The 19,402-nt window shown below is 68.3% G+C and carries 17 protein-coding genes and 1 pseudogene; 7 read left to right on the forward strand and 11 right to left on the reverse strand.

Annotation, left to right across the window (positions count from 1 at the left end; genetic code table 11):
- Nucleotides 1-582 precede the first annotated feature (582 nt).
- Nucleotides 583-774: pseudogene (locus tag AVE30378_RS07685) on the forward strand (hypothetical protein); the annotation flags it as partial.
- Nucleotides 775-1,825: 1,051 nt separating this feature from the next.
- Here AVE30378_RS07685 and AVE30378_RS07690 read toward each other — a convergent pair.
- The 7 genes from AVE30378_RS07690 to gpmA all read right to left on the reverse strand — a co-directional run bounded on the left by AVE30378_RS07690 (nucleotide 1,826) and on the right by gpmA (nucleotide 9,959).
- On the reverse strand, nucleotides 1,826-3,238 hold the full coding sequence (locus AVE30378_RS07690; protein WP_129240192.1) for an FAD-binding oxidoreductase: 1,413 nt from the start codon (nucleotides 3,236-3,238) through the stop codon (nucleotides 1,826-1,828).
- Nucleotides 3,235-3,951 (reverse strand): FadR/GntR family transcriptional regulator, encoded by a 717-nt coding sequence (locus AVE30378_RS07695; RefSeq protein ID WP_129240193.1) that lies wholly within the window; start codon nucleotides 3,949-3,951, stop codon nucleotides 3,235-3,237. Before AVE30378_RS07695 ends, AVE30378_RS07690 begins: the two co-directional genes overlap by 4 nt.
- A 79-nt stretch (nucleotides 3,952-4,030) precedes the next feature.
- Nucleotides 4,031-5,230: a GGDEF domain-containing protein gene (locus AVE30378_RS07700; RefSeq protein WP_129240194.1), complete on the reverse strand. Its 1,200-nt coding sequence runs from the start codon at nucleotides 5,228-5,230 to the stop codon at nucleotides 4,031-4,033.
- Between the two features lie 107 nt (nucleotides 5,231-5,337).
- The gene (locus tag AVE30378_RS07705) at nucleotides 5,338-6,093 is read right to left on the reverse strand and encodes a HesA/MoeB/ThiF family protein (RefSeq protein WP_129240195.1); all 756 of its coding nucleotides are present in this window, start codon (nucleotides 6,091-6,093) and stop codon (nucleotides 5,338-5,340) included.
- The gene (locus AVE30378_RS07710) at nucleotides 6,090-7,535 is read right to left on the reverse strand and encodes a S41 family peptidase (RefSeq protein ID WP_129240196.1); all 1,446 of its coding nucleotides are present in this window, start codon (nucleotides 7,533-7,535) and stop codon (nucleotides 6,090-6,092) included. The genes AVE30378_RS07705 and AVE30378_RS07710 overlap by 4 nt, the downstream gene beginning before the upstream one ends.
- A 59-nt stretch (nucleotides 7,536-7,594) precedes the next feature.
- Nucleotides 7,595-9,181: a murein hydrolase activator EnvC family protein gene (locus AVE30378_RS07715; protein WP_129240197.1), complete on the reverse strand. Its 1,587-nt coding sequence runs from the start codon at nucleotides 9,179-9,181 to the stop codon at nucleotides 7,595-7,597.
- A gap of 25 nt (nucleotides 9,182-9,206) precedes the next feature.
- Nucleotides 9,207-9,959: a 2,3-diphosphoglycerate-dependent phosphoglycerate mutase gene (gene gpmA / locus AVE30378_RS07720; protein WP_129240198.1), complete on the reverse strand. Its 753-nt coding sequence runs from the start codon at nucleotides 9,957-9,959 to the stop codon at nucleotides 9,207-9,209.
- A 170-nt stretch (nucleotides 9,960-10,129) separates the two neighbouring features.
- On the opposite strand from gpmA, the gene AVE30378_RS07725 reads away from it, so the two are divergent.
- From AVE30378_RS07725 to AVE30378_RS07745, 5 genes are read left to right on the forward strand one after another with little or no spacing between them, the layout of a single operon-like run.
- On the forward strand, nucleotides 10,130-10,552 hold the full coding sequence (locus AVE30378_RS07725) for a rhodanese-like domain-containing protein (RefSeq protein WP_165360122.1): 423 nt from the start codon (nucleotides 10,130-10,132) through the stop codon (nucleotides 10,550-10,552).
- 52 nt (nucleotides 10,553-10,604) lie between these two features.
- Nucleotides 10,605-10,862 carry a glutaredoxin 3 gene (gene grxC / locus AVE30378_RS07730; protein WP_043546853.1) on the forward strand — a complete coding sequence of 86 codons (258 nt, stop codon included), beginning with the start codon at nucleotides 10,605-10,607 and terminating at the stop codon, nucleotides 10,860-10,862.
- A 39-nt stretch (nucleotides 10,863-10,901) separates the two neighbouring features.
- Nucleotides 10,902-11,435 (forward strand): protein-export chaperone SecB, encoded by a 534-nt coding sequence (gene secB, locus AVE30378_RS07735; RefSeq protein ID WP_129240199.1) that lies wholly within the window; start codon nucleotides 10,902-10,904, stop codon nucleotides 11,433-11,435.
- Nucleotides 11,436-11,453: 18 nt separating this feature from the next.
- The gene (locus tag AVE30378_RS07740; RefSeq protein ID WP_129240200.1) at nucleotides 11,454-12,533 is read left to right on the forward strand and encodes an NAD(P)H-dependent glycerol-3-phosphate dehydrogenase; all 1,080 of its coding nucleotides are present in this window, start codon (nucleotides 11,454-11,456) and stop codon (nucleotides 12,531-12,533) included.
- 42 nt (nucleotides 12,534-12,575) lie between these two features.
- Complete coding sequence (locus AVE30378_RS07745; protein WP_129240201.1) at nucleotides 12,576-13,568, forward strand: Bug family tripartite tricarboxylate transporter substrate binding protein; 993 nt, start codon at nucleotides 12,576-12,578, stop codon at nucleotides 13,566-13,568.
- Between the two features lie 206 nt (nucleotides 13,569-13,774).
- On the opposite strand, the gene AVE30378_RS07750 is transcribed toward AVE30378_RS07745, so the two are convergent.
- Both AVE30378_RS07750 and AVE30378_RS07755 read right to left on the reverse strand, forming a co-directional pair.
- A complete protein-coding gene (locus AVE30378_RS07750; RefSeq protein WP_129240202.1) occupies nucleotides 13,775-14,245 on the reverse strand; it encodes a tRNA (cytidine(34)-2'-O)-methyltransferase in 471 nt (156 codons plus the stop codon).
- Nucleotides 14,246-14,317: 72 nt separating this feature from the next.
- Complete coding sequence (locus AVE30378_RS07755; protein ID WP_425265779.1) at nucleotides 14,318-15,067, reverse strand: ComF family protein; 750 nt, start codon at nucleotides 15,065-15,067, stop codon at nucleotides 14,318-14,320.
- A gap of 51 nt (nucleotides 15,068-15,118) precedes the next feature.
- On the opposite strand from AVE30378_RS07755, the gene AVE30378_RS07760 reads away from it, so the two are divergent.
- Nucleotides 15,119-16,054, forward strand: coding sequence for a methyltransferase domain-containing protein (locus AVE30378_RS07760; protein WP_129240203.1), 936 nt, complete (start codon nucleotides 15,119-15,121; stop codon nucleotides 16,052-16,054).
- 25 nt (nucleotides 16,055-16,079) lie between these two features.
- On the opposite strand, the gene AVE30378_RS07765 is transcribed toward AVE30378_RS07760, so the two are convergent.
- Together AVE30378_RS07765 and AVE30378_RS07770 are read right to left on the reverse strand one after the other, a co-directional pair.
- Nucleotides 16,080-17,324: a YbdK family carboxylate-amine ligase gene (locus AVE30378_RS07765; RefSeq protein WP_129240204.1), complete on the reverse strand. Its 1,245-nt coding sequence runs from the start codon at nucleotides 17,322-17,324 to the stop codon at nucleotides 16,080-16,082.
- A gap of 600 nt (nucleotides 17,325-17,924) precedes the next feature.
- Entirely contained in the window at nucleotides 17,925-19,394 is a 1,470-nt protein-coding gene (locus AVE30378_RS07770; RefSeq protein WP_129240205.1) for a TrkH family potassium uptake protein, read from the reverse strand.
- Nucleotides 19,395-19,402: the final 8 nt, after the last annotated feature.

The raw sequence follows: 19,402 nt of genomic DNA on the forward strand, positions 1-19,402 counted from the left end.
CCGCATTTCTGCAGCATGAAGATCACGCAGGACGTGCGGGATTATGCGGCGGCGCAGGGCGTGAGCGAAAAGGACGCGCTGCAAAAGGGCATGCAGGAGAAGTCGGTTGAGTTCGTGAAGAAGGGGGCCGAGGTTTATCATCGGCAGTAGGTTTTGGACGTTGACATGTCGATGCTCCTGGGGCGCCCGGCACGTGGGCGCCCATGCATCGTGCTCGGCCGATTGAAACTTGACGTCGGCTGGGACGGACGGTGTGCCTAGGGGTCGCTCCACGGGCGGAGGTGGGTGGTGGATCTTGCAGGGCCCGCCCCAGGCCGGCCGCGCAGGCGGCCTCGTGGGGCGTACGCGGCGTCTTGCGTCGTGATGATGACGCTGCGCGTGTAGGGTGGTTTCTTTGTCAGGTGTCTTGTTTTTGTCAGGTGTCTGACACCCGTACGAAATGACGGCACGAATTGAAGAGATGCTCCCCGGGTGTCTGACACCCATGGGAAGATACTGTTGCCGCGGGTGGTGTCAGACACCCGTGGTGCGCTGCTTCAAGCTTGAAACGCCGTGCCGTAGGGTGTCAGACACCTGACTTGCAAGGACTCGATGAAAGTGGCGCACTTCTGCTCCATGTGCGGGCCGCATTTCTGCAGCATGAAGATCACGCAGGACGTGCGGGATTATGCGGCGGCGCAGGGCGTGAGCGAAAAGGACGCGCTGCAAAAGGGCATGCAGGAGAAGTCGGTGGAGTTCGTGAAGAAGGGGGCCGAGGTTTATCATCGGCAGTAGTTTTGGACGTTGACGTGTCGATGCTCCTGGGGCGCCCGGCACGTGGGCGCCCACGCATCGTGCTCGGCCGATTGAAACTTGACGTCGGCTGGGACGGGCGGTGTGCCTAGGGCTCGCTCCACGGGCGGAGGGGGCGGTGGATCTTGCAGGGCCCGCCCCAGGCCGGCCGCGCGGGCGGCCTCGTGGGGCGTACGCGGCGTCTTGCGTCGTGATGATGACGCTGCGCGTGTAGAGTGGTTTCTTTGCCAGGTGTCTTGTTTTTTGTCAGGTGTCTGACACCCGTACGAAATGACGGCACGAATTAATGAGATGCTCCCCGGGTGTCTGACACCCATGGGAAGATACTGTTGCCGCGGGTGGTGTAAACGCCGTGCCGTAGGGTGTCTGACACCTGACTTGCTTGCCCTGATATCACGGCTGGTGTCTGACACCCTGGATACTGTTGCCGCGGCTGGTGTCTGACACCCGTGGTGCGCTGCTTCAAGCCTGAAACGCCGTGCCGTAGGGTGTCAGACACCTGACTTGCCCTCGCCGCTGGTGTCTGACACGTGAAGAGAATCTTCCATCGTCGCGTCAACCACGGCGCCGGATGGGCGGCGCGCGGCGAGCTCTGCACGCGCAAGCAAGTGCCCAGCGCGCCGCCCATCACCGCCCTCCCCCCACATCGGCGGGACCCACCACCAGCAAACCCCTCCCCGCATTCGCGAAAGCGCACACCATCACGACGCACACGACCGCGTATGCCGATGTCGGCCGCCCGCGCGGCCGACATCGGCGGGCACGGCAAGATTCGACACCGACCACGGCTCCAGCAGCGCCACAGGCCTAGACGGCGGCAGCCCGTCGGCGCGGGCGACATGGACGCGAGCAACCTCGATGCGCCCGAGGGAATCTGAAGGAACCGCCGAAGGCGGTGACGAAGATGACGAAGGGGCAGTCCGGCGCCCGCGCGCCGGACCGCAATCGTGGGCGCGAGCGTCCATGTCGCCCGCGCCGACGGGCGACCTACGAAGACACCCAGACGAGCCTACGAAGACCTAAGCCCTAAGCCCTAAAGCAGCTTCCCAGGATTCATGATCCCCGCCGGATCCAGCACCGCCTTGATCTCCCGCATCAACCGCAACTCCAGCGGATCCTTGCTATGCAGGAAATGATCCCGCTTCAACTGCCCGATCCCATGCTCCGCCGAAATACTCCCCCCGTAGCGATTCACCTCGTCCAGCACCACGTCCGTCACCGCCGCGCCGTGCACCGCCGCCCAATCGCGGTCGGCGCCCGCGGGGCGCGACAGGTTGTAGTGCAGGTTGCCATCGCCAAAGTGGCCGAAGATGAATGGGCGGATGTCCGGGTAGAGCGCGCGCACGCGCGCCTCAGCGGATTCCATGAACTCGGGGATGCGTTCGATCGGCAGCGACACGTCGTGCTTCAGGTGCGGGCCGTCGGCGCGCTGCGCCTCGGAGATCTCCTCGCGCAGCTTCCACAGCGCCTGCAACTGCGCCAGCGACGCCGACACGGCGGCGTCCAGGCACAGGCCGCGCTCCAGCGCCGTGCCGATCACATTTTCCAGCAGGGTGTTCAGCGCGGCCTCGTCGGCGGTGTCGGCCAGTTCCACCAGCACGTAGCCCGGATAGCGCTGGGCGAAGGGTTCCTGCACGCCTTCGGCGTGCGCCAGCACCAGGTCCAGGCAATCGCCCGAAAAGTATTCGAACGCCTGCAGGCGCGCGCCGCATTGCTCGAACAGGAGTTCGAATAGCTGCAAGGCCTGGGCCGGCGATTCCACCGCGGCCAGCACCACCGAGCGCACGTCGGTGCGCGGGAACAGGCGCAGGGCGACGGCGGTGATGACGCCCAGCGTTCCTTCCGAGCCGATCAGCAATTGCTTGAGGTCGTAGCCGGTGTTGTCCTTGCGCAGGGTGCGCAGGCCGTGGAAGACCTCGCCGTTGGGCAGCACGGCCTCCAGGCCCAGCACCAGTTCGCGCGCCATGCCGTAGCGCACCACGTTCACGCCGCCGGCGTTGGTGGCGACGTTGCCGCCGATCTGGCTGGAATCCTCCGCCGCCAGGCTCAGCGGCAGCAGGCGGCCGGCCTCCTGCGCGGCGCGGCGCAGATTGCCGAGGATGGCGCCCGCCTCCGCCACCATGGTGTTGGCCACGGTGTCGATGGCGCGCACGGCGTTCATGCGGTCCAGGCTGAGCACGACGTTGGCCGCGCCCGAATCCGGCGTGGCGCCGCCGCACAGGCCGGTGTTGCCGCCGCGCGGCACGACCGGCACGCCGGCCTCCTGGCACAGCGCCAGGCAGATGGCGACCTCGTCCGTGGTGCGCGGGCGCACGACGGCCTGCGCCTGGCCCTTGTACAGGCCGCGCCAGTCGGACAGCCACGGCGCGATATCCGCTCCGGCGGTAAGGACGGTGTCGGGGCCCAGGGCCCGGACCAGGCGTTGTGTGAAGTCGGATGCGCTCATGATGTCTGCCTTGCGGCCGGAAAGAGGTGATCGAGTCGCAGGCGGCTGGCCGCCTGTTGTAGATGGCGGGTCGCCGCCAGCCGGGCGCGCTCGGGGTCGCCCGCGAGAATGGCCTCGTACACGGCCACGTGCTCCTGGTGCACGGCCGCGGTCAGGCCCTCCTGCAGGCGGCTGTTGCTGCGCGCGGTGCTGACGGCCAGCCGCAGTTGCAGGTTCAGGTACTGCAGCAGGTCCTGGTAGTAGCGGTTGTGCGTGGCGGCGGCGATGGCGACGTGGAACGAGATATCGTGCTCCACGCCCTGTTCGGGATGGTCGAGGTGCGCTTCCAGCGCGGCCAGGGCCTGGGCCATGGCCGCGAGGTCCGCGGCATTGCGGCGCACCGCCGCCAGGGCGGCCGCGCCGCCCTCCAGTTCCATCCGCAATTCGTAGACGCTGGCCAGTTGCTCGCGGTCCGCGATGCCGGCGGAGACCTGGAACCCCTGCGCGCCGGTGCGCGACAGCACCACGCTGCCCGAGCCCTGGCGGCTCTGGATCAGCCCCTGCGCCCGCAGGCGTTCGGTGGCCTCGCGGATGACCGCGGCGCTGACGCCGTACTGCTCGGCCAGGGCGCGTCCGGGCGGCAGCTTGGCGCCGACGGGGTGGACGCCCTCGGCGATGTCGCCCGCGATCCGGCGGGCGACCTGTTCGGTCAGGGTAAGGCTCTTGCTCAGCATGCGCCCATTATAGACAAACCTTTCAGGTTATCTGATAACTTTTGCCGGATGCAGGCCGGGATCGGCGCCCGCCGGCGCGTCAGGCCACGGCGCGCGCGCCGCCGGGCAGGATGCCGTTCTCGGCGTCGCCGGCCTCGTCGCCCCCGGCGACCGCGCAGCAGCGTCCACCGCGCGCCTTGGCGCGGTACAGCGCGGCATCGGCCGAATCCAGGGCGCCCTGCGGGCTGCGGTTGGCGCCCGACACGATGGAGATGCCGATGGACAGGCCCACGCTGACGCGCGTGCCGTCGGCCAGCCCGATCGGCTGCGACACGTCGTGCAGCAGGTGTTCGCCCAGCCGCAAGGCGGAGGTGGCGTCGATGCCGGTCACCAGCACGATGAATTCGTCGCCGCCGATCCGCGCCGCCACGTCGTCCACCCGCAGCATGGCCCGCATGCGCTGGGCGATGGTCATGAGCACCTGGTCGCCCGCGGCATGGCCGTAGGTGTCGTTGATCAGCTTGAAATCGTCCATGTCCATGTACAGCAGCGCCGCCGAACTGTCATGGCTGCGCGCGCTGGCGCAGACGCGTTCGAGCGCGGCCTGCAGGCCCGCCCGGTTCGCCAGGCCGGTGAGCGCATCCTCGCTGGCGCGGCGCTCGCTGTCGCGCTCGGCCAGCATCGTGGACACCAGGATGCGGTTGAGCCGGTGCGACGCGATGCTCATGCTGACCAGGTAGAACGGAATCTGGATGAAGACGATGGCCGTGACGTATTCGCCGGTGAAGGCCGCGCCCAGGCACATCGGCCCCAGGCTCAGGAAGATCATGGCGCCGACCAGCCTGGGCGCGCCGTAGTTGCGGAAGCAGATGCCGCCGGCCATGGCGCCGCAGGACACCCCCGCCAGCGTGGCGGCCAGCCAGTCGCCGTTGATGAACGTGACGAAGACGCCATAGCCCACGCTGAACGCCCACAGCAGCGCCAGCAGGATGTAGATGTCGGTATGCGTGTTGCCGCCCTTGGGCGCGGCCCGCAAGGCGGACCGCAGGACCGTGACGCGGACGGCGGCCAGGATCACCTCCATCGCCAGCCACGACAAGTACAGCGGCTCGGGCCGCCGCCAGGCGACGACGCCGGAAATCATGAGGGTGTTGATGACGCCGCCGGCAAAAATGGGAAGCGTGCCGAACAGGCTGGCGATCAGCGCCGCGCGGATGTCCGCGGGCGTATCGTGTCCGGAATGCGTCAGCCAGCGCGTGAGGCGCCATTTGGGTAAGCTGAACTTCAGTGCTGTATCCACGCTGTCACGTCCCTGGCCGCCTCTACCCGGATCAGATAGGCTGGCTGGCGTTATAGCAGGTATTTCAAGCCTTTAATATTGTCCGCCGGTTCAATATGCCGGGGCATTCAGTGCCCGCGGTGCCCGCAGACGGCGCATTCGGGATCGCGCTGGACGTTCACACTGCGCCACTGCATGGTGCGCACGTCCAGCCACAGCAGTCGGCCGGACAGGCTTTCGCCCACGCCGGACAGCAGCTTGAGCGCCTCTGCCGCCTGCATGCTGCCGATGATGCCGACGACCGGCGCAAACACGCCCATCGTGGCGCAGTTGGCCTCTTCGACGTCGTCGGCCTCCGGGAACAGGCAGTGATAACAGGGCGAATCGTCGTCGCGCAGGTCGTAGACGCTGACCTGGCCGTCGAAGCGGATCGCGGCGCCGGACACCAGCGGCTTGCGGTGCTGCACGCAGGCGCGGTTGATGGCGTGGCGGGTGGTGAAGTTGTCGGTGCAGTCCAGCACCAGGTCGGCCTGCGACACGGCGTCGGACAGGGCCTGGCCCTGGAGCCGCTCGACGCGGGCATGGACCCGCGCCTGCGGATTGAACGCCGCCAGCATGTCGCGCCCCGATTCGGCCTTGTGGCGGCCGACGCTGGCGGTGGTGTGCAGGATCTGGCGTTGCAGGTTGCTGAGTTCGACGACGTCGTCGTCGGCCAGGGTGATGTCGCCCACGCCGGCCGTCGCCAGGTAAAGCGCCGCGGGCGAACCCAGTCCGCCCGCCCCCACGATGAGCACACGCGCCGCCAGCAGTTTTTCCTGCCCTTCTATTCCCAGCTCGTCGAGCAGGATGTGGCGGGCGTAGCGCAGCAGTTGCTCGTCGTTCATTTGTCCTTGCTGGGCTCGACTCCGGTCGGCGTGATCTTCATGCGCTGGGCGGCGCCGCCGCCCGGCTTGGCGTCGGCCTTGGCCTGGGCGCGGGCCGAGCCCTTCTGCACCGGCTTGCCCGCCAGCAGGTTCAGCGCCTGCTGCAACTGGAAGTCGTCCTTGCCGCCGAATTCGAACACCTTGGCCGGCAATTCGACGTTGTCCTGGTCGGCGGTGGACTTCACTTCGTTGGCCGTCTGCTGGTTGGACAGGTGGCGCTGCAGGTCGGCTTCGCGCGGCAGGCGGAACAGGTCGCCGTCGGCCGTGTCGGCGACGACGTAGTCCGGTTCGATGCCGGTGGCCTGGATGGAACGGCCGCTGGGCGTGAAATAGCGCGACGTGGTGAGCTTGACCGCGGTGGTTTCCGACAGCGGCAGGATCACCTGCACCGAGCCCTTGCCGAAGGTGCGGTTGCCCAGGACCTTGGCGCGCTTGTGATCCTGCAGCGCGCCGGCCACGATCTCGGAGGCGGACGCGGAACCGACGTTCACCAGCACGACCATCGGCACCGTCTTGGTCCAGGCCGGCAGGCCGGACAGGTAGTTGCTTTCGCCGCGGGCGTATTCGGATGGCGTGGCCAGGTACTTGTGGCGGGCGTCGGGGGTGCGGCCGTCGGTGGACACCACCAGGGCGTCGGGCGGCAGGAACGCGCCCGACACGCCGATGGCGCTGGTCAGCAGGCCGCCCGGATCGTTGCGCAGGTCCAGCACCAGGCCCTTGGGGGCTTCCTTCGCGCCGAGGTCCTTGAGCTGCTTGGCCAGGTCGGCGCCGGTCTTTTCCTGGAACTGGGCGACGCGCACGTAGCCGATGCCGTTGTCCAGCATCTTGCTGCGCACGCTGCGCACCTTGATGATGTCGCGCACGATCTTCAGCACGATCGGCTGCGGACGGTCGGCGCGCATGATGGTCAGCGTGATCGGCGACTTGGGCGCGCCGCGCATCAGCTTGACCGCGTCGTTGAGCGTCATGCCCTTGGTGGGCGTGTCGTCGATCTTGATGATGAGGTCGCCGGCCATCACGCCGGCGCGGGCGGCGGGCGTGTCTTCGATCGGCGAGATCACCTTCACGAAGCCGTCTTCGGCGCCGACCTCGATGCCCAGGCCGCCGAACTCGCCCTGCGTGGCCGTCTGCATTTCGCGGAACGCGTCGGCATCCAGGTAGGCGGAGTGGGGGTCCAGGTTCGACACCATGCCGGAAATGGCATTGTCGATGAGGGTCTTGTCGTCGACGGCTTCGACGTAGTTGTTCTTGATGGCGGCAAACACGTTGCTCAGTTGCCTGAGCTCGTCCAGCGGCAAGGGGCTACCGCGCTGCGCGACCGCTGTCACGCCCACGCTGAGCAACACACCCGCCACCGCACCGATGGCAATCAGACCGAAACCGCGAAACTTACGAGTGCCCATGCACACTTCCCGAATTGTGTTTTCGCCGATGGGGTTTGGTAATTACCAACGACATCAATCTACTGCGCCAGCCACTGGGCCGGATCCACAGGAGCGCCACGATGGCGAATTTCAAAGTATAGGCCGGATTCCACTTGGCCGCCGGTTGCGCCCACCGTGGCGATCGTATCGCCACCCGTCACCGAATCTCCCACCCGTTTGAGCAGGCTTTGGTTGTAAGCATAGACCGTCAGGTACTGCTGCCCATGGTCCACAATGATGAGGTTGCCGAAGCCGCGCAGCCAATCGGCGTAGACCACGGTGCCCGGGGCCACCACCTTGACCGGCGTGCCCTCGGGCGCGCGCAGCACCACCCCGCGCCAGACGCCGCCGTCCGGGCGGTCGACCCCGAAACGGCCCTGCACCTGGCCGCGCACCGGCATGGCCAGGCCGTGGCGCAGGCCGTTGCCGCCGCCGGCCGGCGCGGCGCGCGCGGTCTGCTGGGCCGGTTCGCTGTGGGTTGAAGCGGGTTTTTCCTGCGCGGGCTCCGCCTTGGGGGGCGGTTCCGCGGGTTTGGCGGCAGGCGCCTCGCCGGGCGAGACCAGGCGGGACTGCCTTTGCTCGGCCGGACGCAGCCCGGCGGAGTCCGGATCGGCCACGGCGACGGGCCCGCGGCCCTGGCGCGAGGCCGCCTCGACCTGCTCGCGGGCCTGGGCCGCCTCGCGGGCGTCCCGGGCGTCGCGTTCGCGCCGCGCGCTGTCCGCGGCGACCTTGCGGTCGGCCTCGGCCTTCTTGCGGGCGTCCTCGGCGCGGCGCTCGGTTTCGGCGCGCTTGCGGGCCTCTTCGGCGGCGCGGCGCGCCTCTTCCGCCTTGCGGGCCTCTTCGGCCTTCCTGCGCGCCTCTTCGGCCTTGCGGGCTTCCTCGATCTGCTTGGCGATGGCCGCGTCCAGGTCGGTGATGAGGCGGGACAGGCGCTGGTCGTCGCGCCCCAGCTTGCTGGCTTCGGCCCGCTGGGCGGCGATCTGGCCTTCCAGCCGCGCCAGGAGCGTGGCGCGCTCCTTTTGCTGCCCGACCAGCGCGGTTTTCTGTTCGGTGGTTTCGGCCACGACTTTTTCGATCTCGGCGCGCCGGGCGTCGGCGCGCCCCTGGAGGGCGGCCAGGCGGTCGATGTCCGCCCTCAGGGCCTTCACGGCGGCGGCCCGGGCCTGCGAAACGTAATCCAGATAGCCCAGGTTGCGTCCCAGCACCTGGGGATCGTCGCCGGACAGCAGGGCCGTCCAGGGCGACAGGCCGCTGGTGTACTGGGTGCGGAGCTGTTCGGCCAGTTCGGTGCGGCGCTTGGCCAGCACGGCCTGCTGCGCGTCGATCTGCTTTTCCAGCCCGGCCAGGTCCACCTGGGCCTGGCGGTTGGCCTCGGCCAGTTCCCGCAGGCGCAGGTTGATCCCGGAAATGGCCGATTCCGACTGTTTGAGCGCGTCGGCCGCTTCCTTGCGGGCGGCCTCGCGGTCATCGATCTCCTTTTGCAGGTTCTCGATGCGGCCGCGCAGGGCGGCCTGCTGCTTTTCGGCGTCGGACTGGCGGCCGGCGAGGTCATTCGGCGCGGCGCCGGCCGGCAACGCCCCACCGGCCAGCATGACCGCCAACAACAACCCCGCCGCGCGACACATGGAAATATCAGTCCTTCTCAGGATGTCAGTCCTTCTTGGCCTTGCCCTGGGCGGCCACGGCCGCCATGGCCGCCTCGATCTCGGCGGCATCGCCCAGATAATAGTGGCGGATGGGGCGCAGGTCATCATCCAATTCGTACACCAGCGGCTGGCCGGTGGGAATGTTCAGGTTGACGATGTCGTCGTCGGACACGTTGTCCAGGTGCTTGATCAGGGCGCGCAGGCTGTTGCCGTGGGCGGCGATGAGCACCTTGCGGCCCGAACGGATGGCCGGAGCGATGGATTCGTTCCAGAACGGCAGCACGCGGGCCACGGTGTCCTTCAGGCATTCGGTGGCCGGCAGCTCGCCGGCCGGGATGCGGGCGTAGCGGCTGTCGAAACGCGGATGGCGCTCGTCGTCCAGCGACAGCGGTTCCGGGGCGATCGCATAGGCGCGGCGCCAGATCAGCACTTGCTCGTCGCCGTACTTGGCCGCGGTCTCGGCCTTGTTCAGGCCCTGCAGCGCGCCGTAGTGGCGTTCGTTCAGGCGCCAGTTGATGCCCACGGGGGTGTACATGGCGTCCATGGCGTCCAGGGCGATCCACAGGGTGCGGATGGCGCGCTTGAGCACCGAGGAGTAGGCCAGGTCGAAGGTGTAGCCTTCTTTCTTGAGGAGTTCGCCCGCCTTGCGGGCCTGTTCGCGGCCGGTGTCGGTGAGGTCGACGTCGGTCCAGCCCGTGAAGCGGTTTTCCAGGTTCCACTGGCTTTCGCCGTGGCGCATCAGAACAAGTTTATGCATGGTTTGGCGCGGATTTGCCGCGGGTTAAAGTTGGAAAATGGTCAGGGAATGCGCTCATTTTATAATTGAGTGATTTTGCCCTTGATTTTGCCCTGGCGCACCCGCCCATTTCGGTGGGGCTTCCCAGGGTTCGCCGATACCAGGCTAGCCGCCGCTCTTCAGGATGCCCCGTGGATCTTCTGCAATTCTTGCTCGATAAAAACAACATCTTCATTGTCGCCGTCGCGGTGGTTTCCGGCGTCATGCTGGCGATCCCCGCCCTGCGCAAGGGCCGTACCGGCTCCGCCGTCAGCACGGGCGAAGCCATCCAGATGGTCAACCAGCGCCAGGCCGTCTGGGTCGACGTGCGCCCGGCGGAACAGTTCCAGGCCGGCCACATCGCCCAGGCGCGCAACGTGCCGGCGGCCGACCTGGAGCAAAAGGCCGCCTCCCTGCCCAAGAACAAGCCGCTGGTCGTGGTGTGCGACAACGGCCGCGATTCCGCCCGCGCCGCCGCAAAGCTGCGCGCGCAGGGCTTCGCCGACGCGGTGCCGCTGGAAGGCGGCATGCGCGCCTGGGCGGCCGCCAGCCTGCCGGTGACCCAGAAGGGTTGAATTTCGGGGGCCTCGCCCCCATTTGCCTATTCTTGTACCCACAGGAGCGCCCATGAACAAAGTCGTCATGTACAGCAAGGACTATTGTCCCTATTGCGCGCGCGCCAAGTCGCTGCTGGAGCAGCGCGGCGTGACGGACCTGGAAATCATCCAGATCGACCGGGACCCGGCCCAACGCGACGTCATGATCGAACGCACCGGCCGGCGCACCGTGCCGCAAATCTTCATCGGCGATACCCACGTCGGCGGTTGCGACGACCTGATGGCGCTGGACCGCTCGGGCGGCCTCGCCCCCATGCTGAACGGCTGACCGCCCCTCCTTTTTGCCCTCCCACCAACGGAAACACTCATGGCTGATCAAGACCAAAACACCCAGCAAGAAGGCGGCAACGACGCTCCCTCGTTCAATCTGCAGCGCGTCTACCTGAAAGACCTTTCGCTGGAAATGCCGAATGCGCCTCACGTCTTCCTGGAGCAAGAAGCGCCCCAGGTCGAAGTGAGCATCACCGTGGGCGGGCAGCGCCTGGCCGAGACCGTGTTCGAAACCACGGTCACCGTGACCGTCACCACCCGCGTCAACGACAAGGTCGTGTACCTGGTCGAAGGCACGCAAGCCGGCATCTTCGAGGCCGCCAATATCCCCGAAGAGCAGCTCGACCCGCTGCTGGGCATCGTCTGCCCGACCATGCTGTACCCGTACCTGCGCGCCAACATCGCCGACGCGATCACCCGCACGTCGATGCCGCCGCTGCACCTGACCGAAGTGAACTTCCAGGCCCTGTACGAACAGCGCCTGGCCGAACTGCAGCAACAGCAGAACCCGGCCAACGGCAACGGCAGCGATTCCGGCATCATCCTGCCCCCCGGCGCGACCCGCCAGTAAGCCTGCCGCGGCGCCCCAATGGAAATCGCCCCCCTGCCGCCGCTGCGCGTCGCTATCCTGGGTGCGGGGAGTTGGGGCACCGCGCTGGCGGCGGCCGCCAGCCGCCGCCATGCCACCCGGCTCTGGGCGCGCGACGCCGCGCAGGCGGCCGACATGGCCGCCACGCATGAAAACGCGCGCTACCTGCCTGGCATCCCCTTGCCCCAGGCATTGAGCATCTCCTCCGATCTCGACGCCACGCTGCGCAGCCTGCAAGACGAAGGCGCGCAACGCCTCATCGTGCTGGGCGTGCCCGTGGCCGGCCTGACCGCCCTTTGCGGCGAACTGTCCCGCCGGCTGCCCGCGCTGGGATTGCAGGACACCCCTATCGTCTGGACGTGCAAGGGCTTCGAAGCCGACACGGCCAGGCTGCCCCACGAAATCATGCGCGAGGCCCTGCCCGGCGCAACCGGCGGCGCCCTGTCCGGCCCGTCGTTCGCGCGCGAAGTCGCGCAGGGCCTGCCCGTGGCGCTGACCGTGGCCAGCGACAGCGCCGCGTTGCGCGCCGCCACCACGGCCGCCTTCCATGGCGCGGCGCTGCGCGTCTACGCCAGCACCGACCTGGTCGGCGTGGAGGTGGGCGGCGCGCTGAAGAACGTCATCGCGGTCGCCTGCGGCATCTGCGAAGGCCTTGGCCTGGGCACCAACGCCCGCGCCGCGCTGATCACCCGCGGCCTGGCCGAAATGACCCGCTTCGGCGTGGCCCTGGGCGCGCAGGCCGAAACCTTCGCCGGCCTGACGGGCCTTGGCGACCTGGTGCTGACCGCCACCGGCGAACTGTCGCGCAACCGCCGTGTCGGCCTGGAGATCGGCGCCGGCCGCAAGCTGGCCGACATCCTGGCCAGCGGCATCACGGCCGAAGGCGTGCGCTGCGCCCGCGCCGCCCTGGAACGCGCGCGCGCCATCGGCGTGGAACTGCCGATCACCGACGCCGTCTGCGCCGTGCTGTTCGACGGAGTGGCCCCCATGACGGCCGTCTCCGCCCTGCTTGCCCGGGACGCCCGCTACGAAAGCGCGGCCGGCCTGCCGGACGACCCGCCGGACGGCCGGACCCACTGACCAACGACAAGACACCACGCCCCCACCGAGGAGACATCCTTCATGACGCAAACCCGCAAGTTCCGGGTCGGCCAACTGCTACGCGGCCTGTGCCTCAGCCTGGCCGCGATCCTGCCCGCCACCGCCCATGCCGACTGGCCCGACCGCCCGATCCACATGGTCGTGCCGTTCCCGCCGGGGTCCTCGCCCGACATCCTGGCGCGCACGATCTCGGAACCGCTGTCCCAGGCGCTCGGCCAGCCCATCGTGATCGACAACAAGCCGGGCGCGGGCGGCAACATCGGCACCCGCATCGTGGCGCAGGCCAAGCCGGACGGCTATACGCTGCTGTATACGATCAACGGCCCGCTGGTCACCGCGCCCACGCTCTATAAGAAGACGCTGGGCTACGACCCGCTGCGCGACCTGGCGCCCGTATCGCTGGTGGGCACCAGCCCCAACGTGCTGGTCGTGCCGGCCAGCCTGGGAGTCGACAACGTCCAGGACTTCGTCAAACTGGTGAAGGGCCGGGGCAATTCGCTGAACTACGGCTCCGTGGGCCCGGGCAGCTCGGCCCACCTGGCAATGGAGATGTTCAAGGAAAGCGCGGGCGTCGACCTGGCGCACATTCCCTATTCCGGCTTTCCGCAGGTGATCACCGCCATCATCGGCGGCGACGTCCAGGCCGGCTTCATGGTGCCCGCCATCGCCGCGCCCCAGGCGCGCGACGGCAAGGTGAAACTGCTGGCCGTGACCAGCCTGCAGCCCAGCGACGCGCTGCCGGGCGTTCCGACCATGGCGTCCCAGGGCTACCCGGACTTCGAGGCCATCTCGTGGAACGCCGTGCTGGTCCCCGCTGGCACGCCCGCCCCCATCGTCGAGCGGCTCAACAGCGAACTGGCGCGCATCATCGACAGCGAAGCCGTGCGCAAGCAACTGGCGTTGCAATACTTCACGCCCGCGCCCTCCACGCCGGAAGCCCTGACCGCCCGCATCAAGAATGAAAAGGCGCGCTGGGACCAGGTGATCGAAAAGCTGAAGCTGTCGCTGGATTGAGGGGGGGAACGTCTTTCCCTGGGTGCCTGACACTCGGGGAGGCTACACCTTCCACCGGTGTCTGACACCCGAGGAGACAAGCTTCGGCTTGCACCGGCGTTTCAGGGGTGTCAGACACCTGCATTGCACTGTCTGCCCACGGCAGCATGGGTTGCGCGCGCTGGATACTTGAGTTCTTCCTTAAGAACTCTCGCGCTCCACCCATCCTACACCCCGCCTTCGTACCCCTGCTGGCGCCAGGCCTCGAATACCGTCACCGCGACGGCGTTGGACAGGTTCAGGCTGCGCTGGCCGGCGCGCATCGGCAGCCGCAGCCGCTGCTGGGGCGGGAACATCGCCTGGTGTTCCTCCGACAGCCCGGCCGTTTCGCGGCCGAACACGAACACGTCGCCCGGCTTGAAGCCGATGTCCGCCACGCTGCGTTGCGCGTGCGTGGTCAGCGCATAGATATTGGACGGCGCGGCGCCCGTATCGGCCAGGGCCTCTTGCAGCGTATCGTGCACCCGGACCGGCTGCCATTCGTGGTAATCCAGCCCGGCGCGGCGCATGCGGGCGTCATCCAGTTCGAAACCCAGCGGGCGCACCAGATGCAATTGGGCGCCCGTATTGGCGCACAGGCGGATGGCGTTGCCGGTATTGGGCGGGATCTCGGGGCAGACGAGGATGACGTGGAACATGGCGGATGGAGTTCGGCTTGCGGCGCAGATGGCCGTATGGCGGGATTGTCGCCGATTTGCCGCCGGGCCGGCTCAGGGGGTGCGCGCCGCCACCAGCACCGTGACGCTCGCCGCCCCCGCGGCCAGCAGCGCGGCGGCGGCGGCATCGGCCGTGCTGCCCGTCGTCATGACGTCGTCCACTACGGCCACGTGCCGGCCCGACACCCCGCCCGCGCAGGCAAACAGGCCGACCGCGCCGCGCCGGCGGGCGCGCCGGCTTCTGCCGGTCTGGCGCGGCGCCTCGCGCCGCCGCAACAGCACGCCGCGCGCCAGGGGCAGCGCCAGTTCCGCCGCCAGGCTGCGGGCGATTTCGGCGGCCGGATTCATGCCGCGCCGGCGCAGCGAGGCCCGGCTGGCGGGGATGGGCACCAGCAGGACGCCGGCGGGCAAGGGGCCGTCGCGGGCGACGGCGGCCGCCATCAACCGGGCGAGCACGGGCGCCATGCCGAGCCGCAGCCGGGCCTTCAGCATCAGGATCAGCGCATCGGCGGGCGGTGCGTAGTCGAAAGCCGCCACCGTGCGCGCGAAGGACCGAGGCGCCCCCAGGCAGGCGGCGCAGCACGGGGCGCCCCGGGGCAGGCACAGGGCGCAGCGAGGACAGCGCGGCCGGGCGGCCGGCCCGGCGGCGAGAATGTCGGCCTCGCAGCCCGGGCAGAGCCGGGCTCCGGCCACCCGCGCGCCGCACAAGGGGCAGTCGCAGCCGATCCGGGACAGCAGCAGCCGCCCCATGGCCCGTAGGGACAATCGGGGCCCGCGGCCGGGATGCGCAATAATGGATGCCATTCCCCATGAAACCATGATCCGCTCCGCCACGAAGGCGCGGGCGCGACCGAAATGTCCCTGCCAGAACCCGCAACGCTCCCCTCCCTGCCCATCGTCGGCGCCGACGTGCCCAGGCAGTTCGCCCGCCGCGGCGACCTGTCCGGCGCCCAGTTCCTGTACGGAGAAATCGCCCGCCGCATGCTGGGCCGGCTGCAATACATCCGCATACAGCCCCAGGCCATGCTGGACGCGGGCTGCGGCGCGGGCGACAACCTGGCGCTGCTGCGCGAACGCTATCCCGAAGCCGCCTATACCGGGCTGGACAATTGCGCCCCGCTGCTGGACCTGGCGCGCAAGCGCCATGCGCCGGCCGGCCTGTCCGCCTGGATCGGCAAGCTGGCCCGCCGCGGCCCGGCCGCCCCGGTCTTCGTGGAGGCCGACCTGGCGGATACCGGGCTGCCGCCCGAATCGCTGGAACTGGTGTGGTCCAATCTGGCCATGCACTGGCACCGCGCCCCGCACGCCGTGCTGGCGGAATGGCGCCGCGTCCTTAAAGTGGGCGGGCTGGCCATGTTCTCCTGTCTGGGGCCGGCCACCTTGCGCGAACTGCGCCAGGCCCTGGCCGACGCCGGCCTGCGCACGGCCACGCCGTCCTTCGTGGACATGCACGACTTCGGCGACCTGCTGGTGGAAAACGGCTTTGCCGACCCGGTCATGGACCAGGAGATCCTGACCCTGACCTACCGCAGTCCCGAAAAACTGCTGGAGGACGTGCGTGCGCTGGGCGGAAACCCCGCCGAGGGCCGCCGGGGCGGGCTGGTGGGCCGGGATTGGCGCGACCGCCTGTGCGCCGCGCTGGAAGCGCAGCGCAGGCCGGACGGCGTCATCGCCCTGAGCATCGAAGTGGCCTACGGCCATGCCTGGCGCGCCGCCGCGCGCCGCACGACGGCCGGCGAAACCCACCTGTCCGTCAGCGCGATCGGCGGCCGGCACCGCGGGAACCCCTGAAGCCGGGCCCCCGGGGATACCGGCCCTAGTGCAGGCGCTCGGGCAGCGGCACGCTGACCCCGGGCTCCGAGGCCCGCAGAGGCTGCATGGGTTCGGAGGTGGCCCGGATGCGGCGCCGCAGGACCGCCGTGGGTTCGGCGGGCGCGGCCGCGCCCGCGGCCACGCCGCGCCATGCGTTCGACATGGCTTCCACGACCAGCGGCAGGTCGCGCAGGCGGTGGAACTGGCTGCGCAGCCAGCGCGAATCGTTGCCGCTGCGCAGGGATTCGTCGCGCAGGGCCGCGATCATGTCGCCGGTGCCCAGTTCTTCGGCCACCGGCATCAGGCGCTGGAACAGCGCCCGCAGGTGGTCCATCAGGCGCAGGCGCTGGCCGTCAGGCGTCACGTAGCTGCCCTGCAGGCCGAAGCGGCAGGCCTGGAAGTGGTTGCTGCGGTAGGACAGCCAGGCGCTGTCGCTGGGATCGTCCTCGCGCATCAGCAGCACCGCCAGGGCCTGGGCGAACGCCGCGATCTGGCAGGCCCGCTCGACCGTCAGCGGCGTGTCGCAGACGCGGATCTCGACCGTGCCGAATTCCGGCTTGGGGCGGATGTCCCAGTACAGGTCCTTGATGCTCTCGGCCAGGCCATAGGCGCGCAACTGGGCCAGGTGCGCCTCGAACTGGTACCAGTCCTTCACTTCGGGGGGCATGTGGCCCGCCAGCGGGAAGCTGTTGACCGCATTCAGGCGCGAGCACGAGAACAGTGTGTCCACGCCCTCGCAGTACGGCGACGAGGCCGACAGCGCGATGAAGTGCGGCACGTAGGGGGACAGGCGGCGCAGCAGTTTGATGGAGTCGTCGCCGCTTTTGACGCCCAGGTGGATGTGCTGGCCGAAGACAGTAAATTGACGCGCCAGGTAACCATACATTTCGGCCAGGTACTGGAAGCGCGGGGTGTCGGAAATGGAGCGCTCTTGCCAGCGCATGAAGGGGTGGGCGCCGCCGCCCGCGACCGATACGCCGACGGCGTCCGCCGCCTCGACCAGCGCGTCGCGCATCTCGCGCATTTCGGCCAGGAGGCCCATGGGGTGCTCGTGCACCGACGAATTCAATTCGATCATCGACCGCGTGATTTCGGGTTTGACGCGGTCTGCGATGGGGTGGTTGGCCATTTGGGCCAGCAGCTCGTCAGAGGCTGCGGTCAGGTCAAAACTGCGGGGGTCGATCAGTTGCAGCTCGAGCTCGATGCCCAGGGTGTTGGGGGCCGACGAAATGAACGGGATCTGTTCCATCTCGGACTCCTTTGAATGTTTGATGAGGGAATGCGCCGTTCGACCTTGAAGCCCGGCAACTTCCCGGGGGGCGCTAGACGGCGGCTTGTGCATGCATGATAGCCGCAACTTTGTGGCAAAACGATTGAGAATCGTGACATTTATGTGCAACATCGCGAAGCATCCGGTTTTCCCCTGCGAGAGAAAGTGAGCAAGCGCTTACGACATAGAAACGACGCGGGTTTCCGGCCCGCGCGGTCCGGATGGCCAGTCTGCAAGGGGCTTCCGGAGAGGGGTGGGATAACCCTATTTAGGGTTATTGCGGATCGAATCGGGGGGGCGGCGGGGGATCGAGGGGTGTCAGACACGGGGGGGGTGTCAGACACCCTTGCCGCGCCTGCGTGCCTTGGCGGTTGTCTCACCAGGGTGTCAGACACTTGACGGACGGTTGTCTCACAAGGGCCGCGGCCAGGTGTCTGACACCCCATGCGTTGCCGCCACGGCTTTGGGATCGTCTTCCCGGGTGTCTGACACCGATGGAATTCAGCCGGTGTCTGACACCCTTGCCGCGCCTGCGTGTATTGAAGGTTATCTCGCCAGGGTGTCAGACACCGGAAGAGGTTACTTACGCCAGAAGATCGGCGTGAACAGCACCAGCACGGTCAGCAGTTCCAGGCGCCCGATCAGCATCGCGAAGGTACAGACCCAGATCTGGAAGTCGGACAGTACGGCGAAGTTGCCCATGGGGCCGACGGGCCCCAGGCCCGGGCCGGTGTTGTTCACGCTGGCGAAAACGGCCGAGAACGCGGTGATAGGGTCCAGGCCGGACAGGAGCAGCAGGCTGGTGAAAACGGCGATGGAGAGGCCGTAGAACAGCATGAACGCCAGCACGGACGACATGGTCCGGCCCTCGACCGCCCTGCCATTGATCCGCACCGGGCTGATCGCGTGTGGATGCAACATTGTTACAAGCTCGTTGCGCGCCTGCTTGACCAGCAGGATCGCCCGGATCATTTTGATACCGCCCCCGGTCGATCCCGCCGACGTGGCGAAGCCCGAGAGCAGCAGCATCGTCAGCGGCGCGAACAGCGGCCACTGGGCGAAATCGGTATTGGCATAGCCGGTGGTGGTTGCCATCGAGATCGTGTTGAACATGCCGTACCGCAGCGCCTCCAGCGGTTCGGCGTAGACCCCTTTCAGGTAGAGGTACACGGAAATGACCAGCCCCACCCCCAGGACGACGACCAGGTACGGGATGGCTTCGGGGCAGCGCAGGTAGGCCCGCGGGCTGCGCTGGCGGAAGGCGTTGAAATGGGTGGCGAAGTTGATGCCGGCGATCAGCATGAACACCATCGCCACCATTTCCACGGCCACCGAATCGAAATGGGCGAAGCCGTCGTCCCAGGTGGAGAAGCCGCCCAGCCCCATGGTCGTGGCCATGTGGCACCAGGCCTCGAACCAGGACAGGCCGACGGCGCGGTACGCCAGGAAGCACAGGATGGAGAACACGAAGTACACCGCGTACAGCGCCTTGGCGGTGCTGGCGATGCGGGGCGTCAGCCGCTCGTCCTTCATCGGTCCGGGCGTTTCCGCGCGCACCACCTGGTGGCCGCCGACGCCGAGGAGCGGGAGGATGGCGACGGCCAGGACCAGGATCCCCATGCCGCCGATCCAGATCAGCGTGGCCCGCCACAGATTGATCGACGCCGGCAGGGTGTCGAGGTTGGTCAGGACGGTGGCGCCGGTGGTGGTCAAGCCCGACATGGCCTCGAAGTAGGCGCCGGTGAACGACAGCGGCGTCCCGGCGCCATGGAAATAGAGCAGCAGCGGGATGGCCGCCAGCAGGGGCAGGCCCGCCCACACGGCCGACACCAGCACGAAGCCGTCGCGCGCCCGCAGTTCGCAGCGGGCGCGGCGCGTCAGCGCGGCCAGGCCGCCGCCGATGCCCACCGAGATCAGGAACCCGTCCAGGAAGGCCTGGCGCGCCGCATCGCCGCCCACGTAGGCCACGCCCAGCGGAATCAGCATGGTGAGTGCGAACATCACCATCGTCAGGCCCAGGATGTAGAGGGTGCCCAGGACGCGCTTCATGGAGCTAT

This window comes from Achromobacter veterisilvae, assembly GCF_900496975.1.
GTDB lineage: Bacteria > Pseudomonadota > Gammaproteobacteria > Burkholderiales > Burkholderiaceae_B > Achromobacter > Achromobacter veterisilvae.

What these genes read in the sequence shown, in the direction of transcription:
- AVE30378_RS07690 (WP_129240192.1), bottom strand. Translation starts at nt 3,238, where the DNA reads ATGAGCGCATCCGACTTCACACAACGCCTGGTCCGGGCCCTGGGCCCC.
- AVE30378_RS07695 (WP_129240193.1), bottom strand. Translation starts at nt 3,951, where the DNA reads ATGCTGAGCAAGAGCCTTACCCTGACCGAACAGGTCGCCCGCCGGATC.
- AVE30378_RS07705 (WP_129240195.1), bottom strand. Translation starts at nt 6,093, where the DNA reads ATGAACGACGAGCAACTGCTGCGCTACGCCCGCCACATCCTGCTCGAC.
- AVE30378_RS07710 (WP_129240196.1), bottom strand. Translation starts at nt 7,535, where the DNA reads ATGGGCACTCGTAAGTTTCGCGGTTTCGGTCTGATTGCCATCGGTGCG.
- AVE30378_RS07715 (WP_129240197.1), bottom strand. Translation starts at nt 9,181, where the DNA reads ATGTGTCGCGCGGCGGGGTTGTTGTTGGCGGTCATGCTGGCCGGTGGG.
- gpmA (WP_129240198.1), bottom strand. Translation starts at nt 9,959, where the DNA reads ATGCATAAACTTGTTCTGATGCGCCACGGCGAAAGCCAGTGGAACCTG.
- grxC (WP_043546853.1), top strand. Translation starts at nt 10,605, where the DNA reads ATGAACAAAGTCGTCATGTACAGCAAGGACTATTGTCCCTATTGCGCG.
- secB (WP_129240199.1), top strand. Translation starts at nt 10,902, where the DNA reads ATGGCTGATCAAGACCAAAACACCCAGCAAGAAGGCGGCAACGACGCT.
- AVE30378_RS07740 (WP_129240200.1), top strand. Translation starts at nt 11,454, where the DNA reads ATGGAAATCGCCCCCCTGCCGCCGCTGCGCGTCGCTATCCTGGGTGCG.
- AVE30378_RS07745 (WP_129240201.1), top strand. Translation starts at nt 12,576, where the DNA reads ATGACGCAAACCCGCAAGTTCCGGGTCGGCCAACTGCTACGCGGCCTG.
- AVE30378_RS07750 (WP_129240202.1), bottom strand. Translation starts at nt 14,245, where the DNA reads ATGTTCCACGTCATCCTCGTCTGCCCCGAGATCCCGCCCAATACCGGC.
- AVE30378_RS07755 (WP_425265779.1), bottom strand. Translation starts at nt 15,067, where the DNA reads ATGGCATCCATTATTGCGCATCCCGGCCGCGGGCCCCGATTGTCCCTA.
- AVE30378_RS07760 (WP_129240203.1), top strand. Translation starts at nt 15,119, where the DNA reads ATGTCCCTGCCAGAACCCGCAACGCTCCCCTCCCTGCCCATCGTCGGC.
- AVE30378_RS07765 (WP_129240204.1), bottom strand. Translation starts at nt 17,324, where the DNA reads ATGGAACAGATCCCGTTCATTTCGTCGGCCCCCAACACCCTGGGCATC.
- AVE30378_RS07770 (WP_129240205.1), bottom strand. Translation starts at nt 19,394, where the DNA reads ATGAAGCGCGTCCTGGGCACCCTCTACATCCTGGGCCTGACGATGGTG.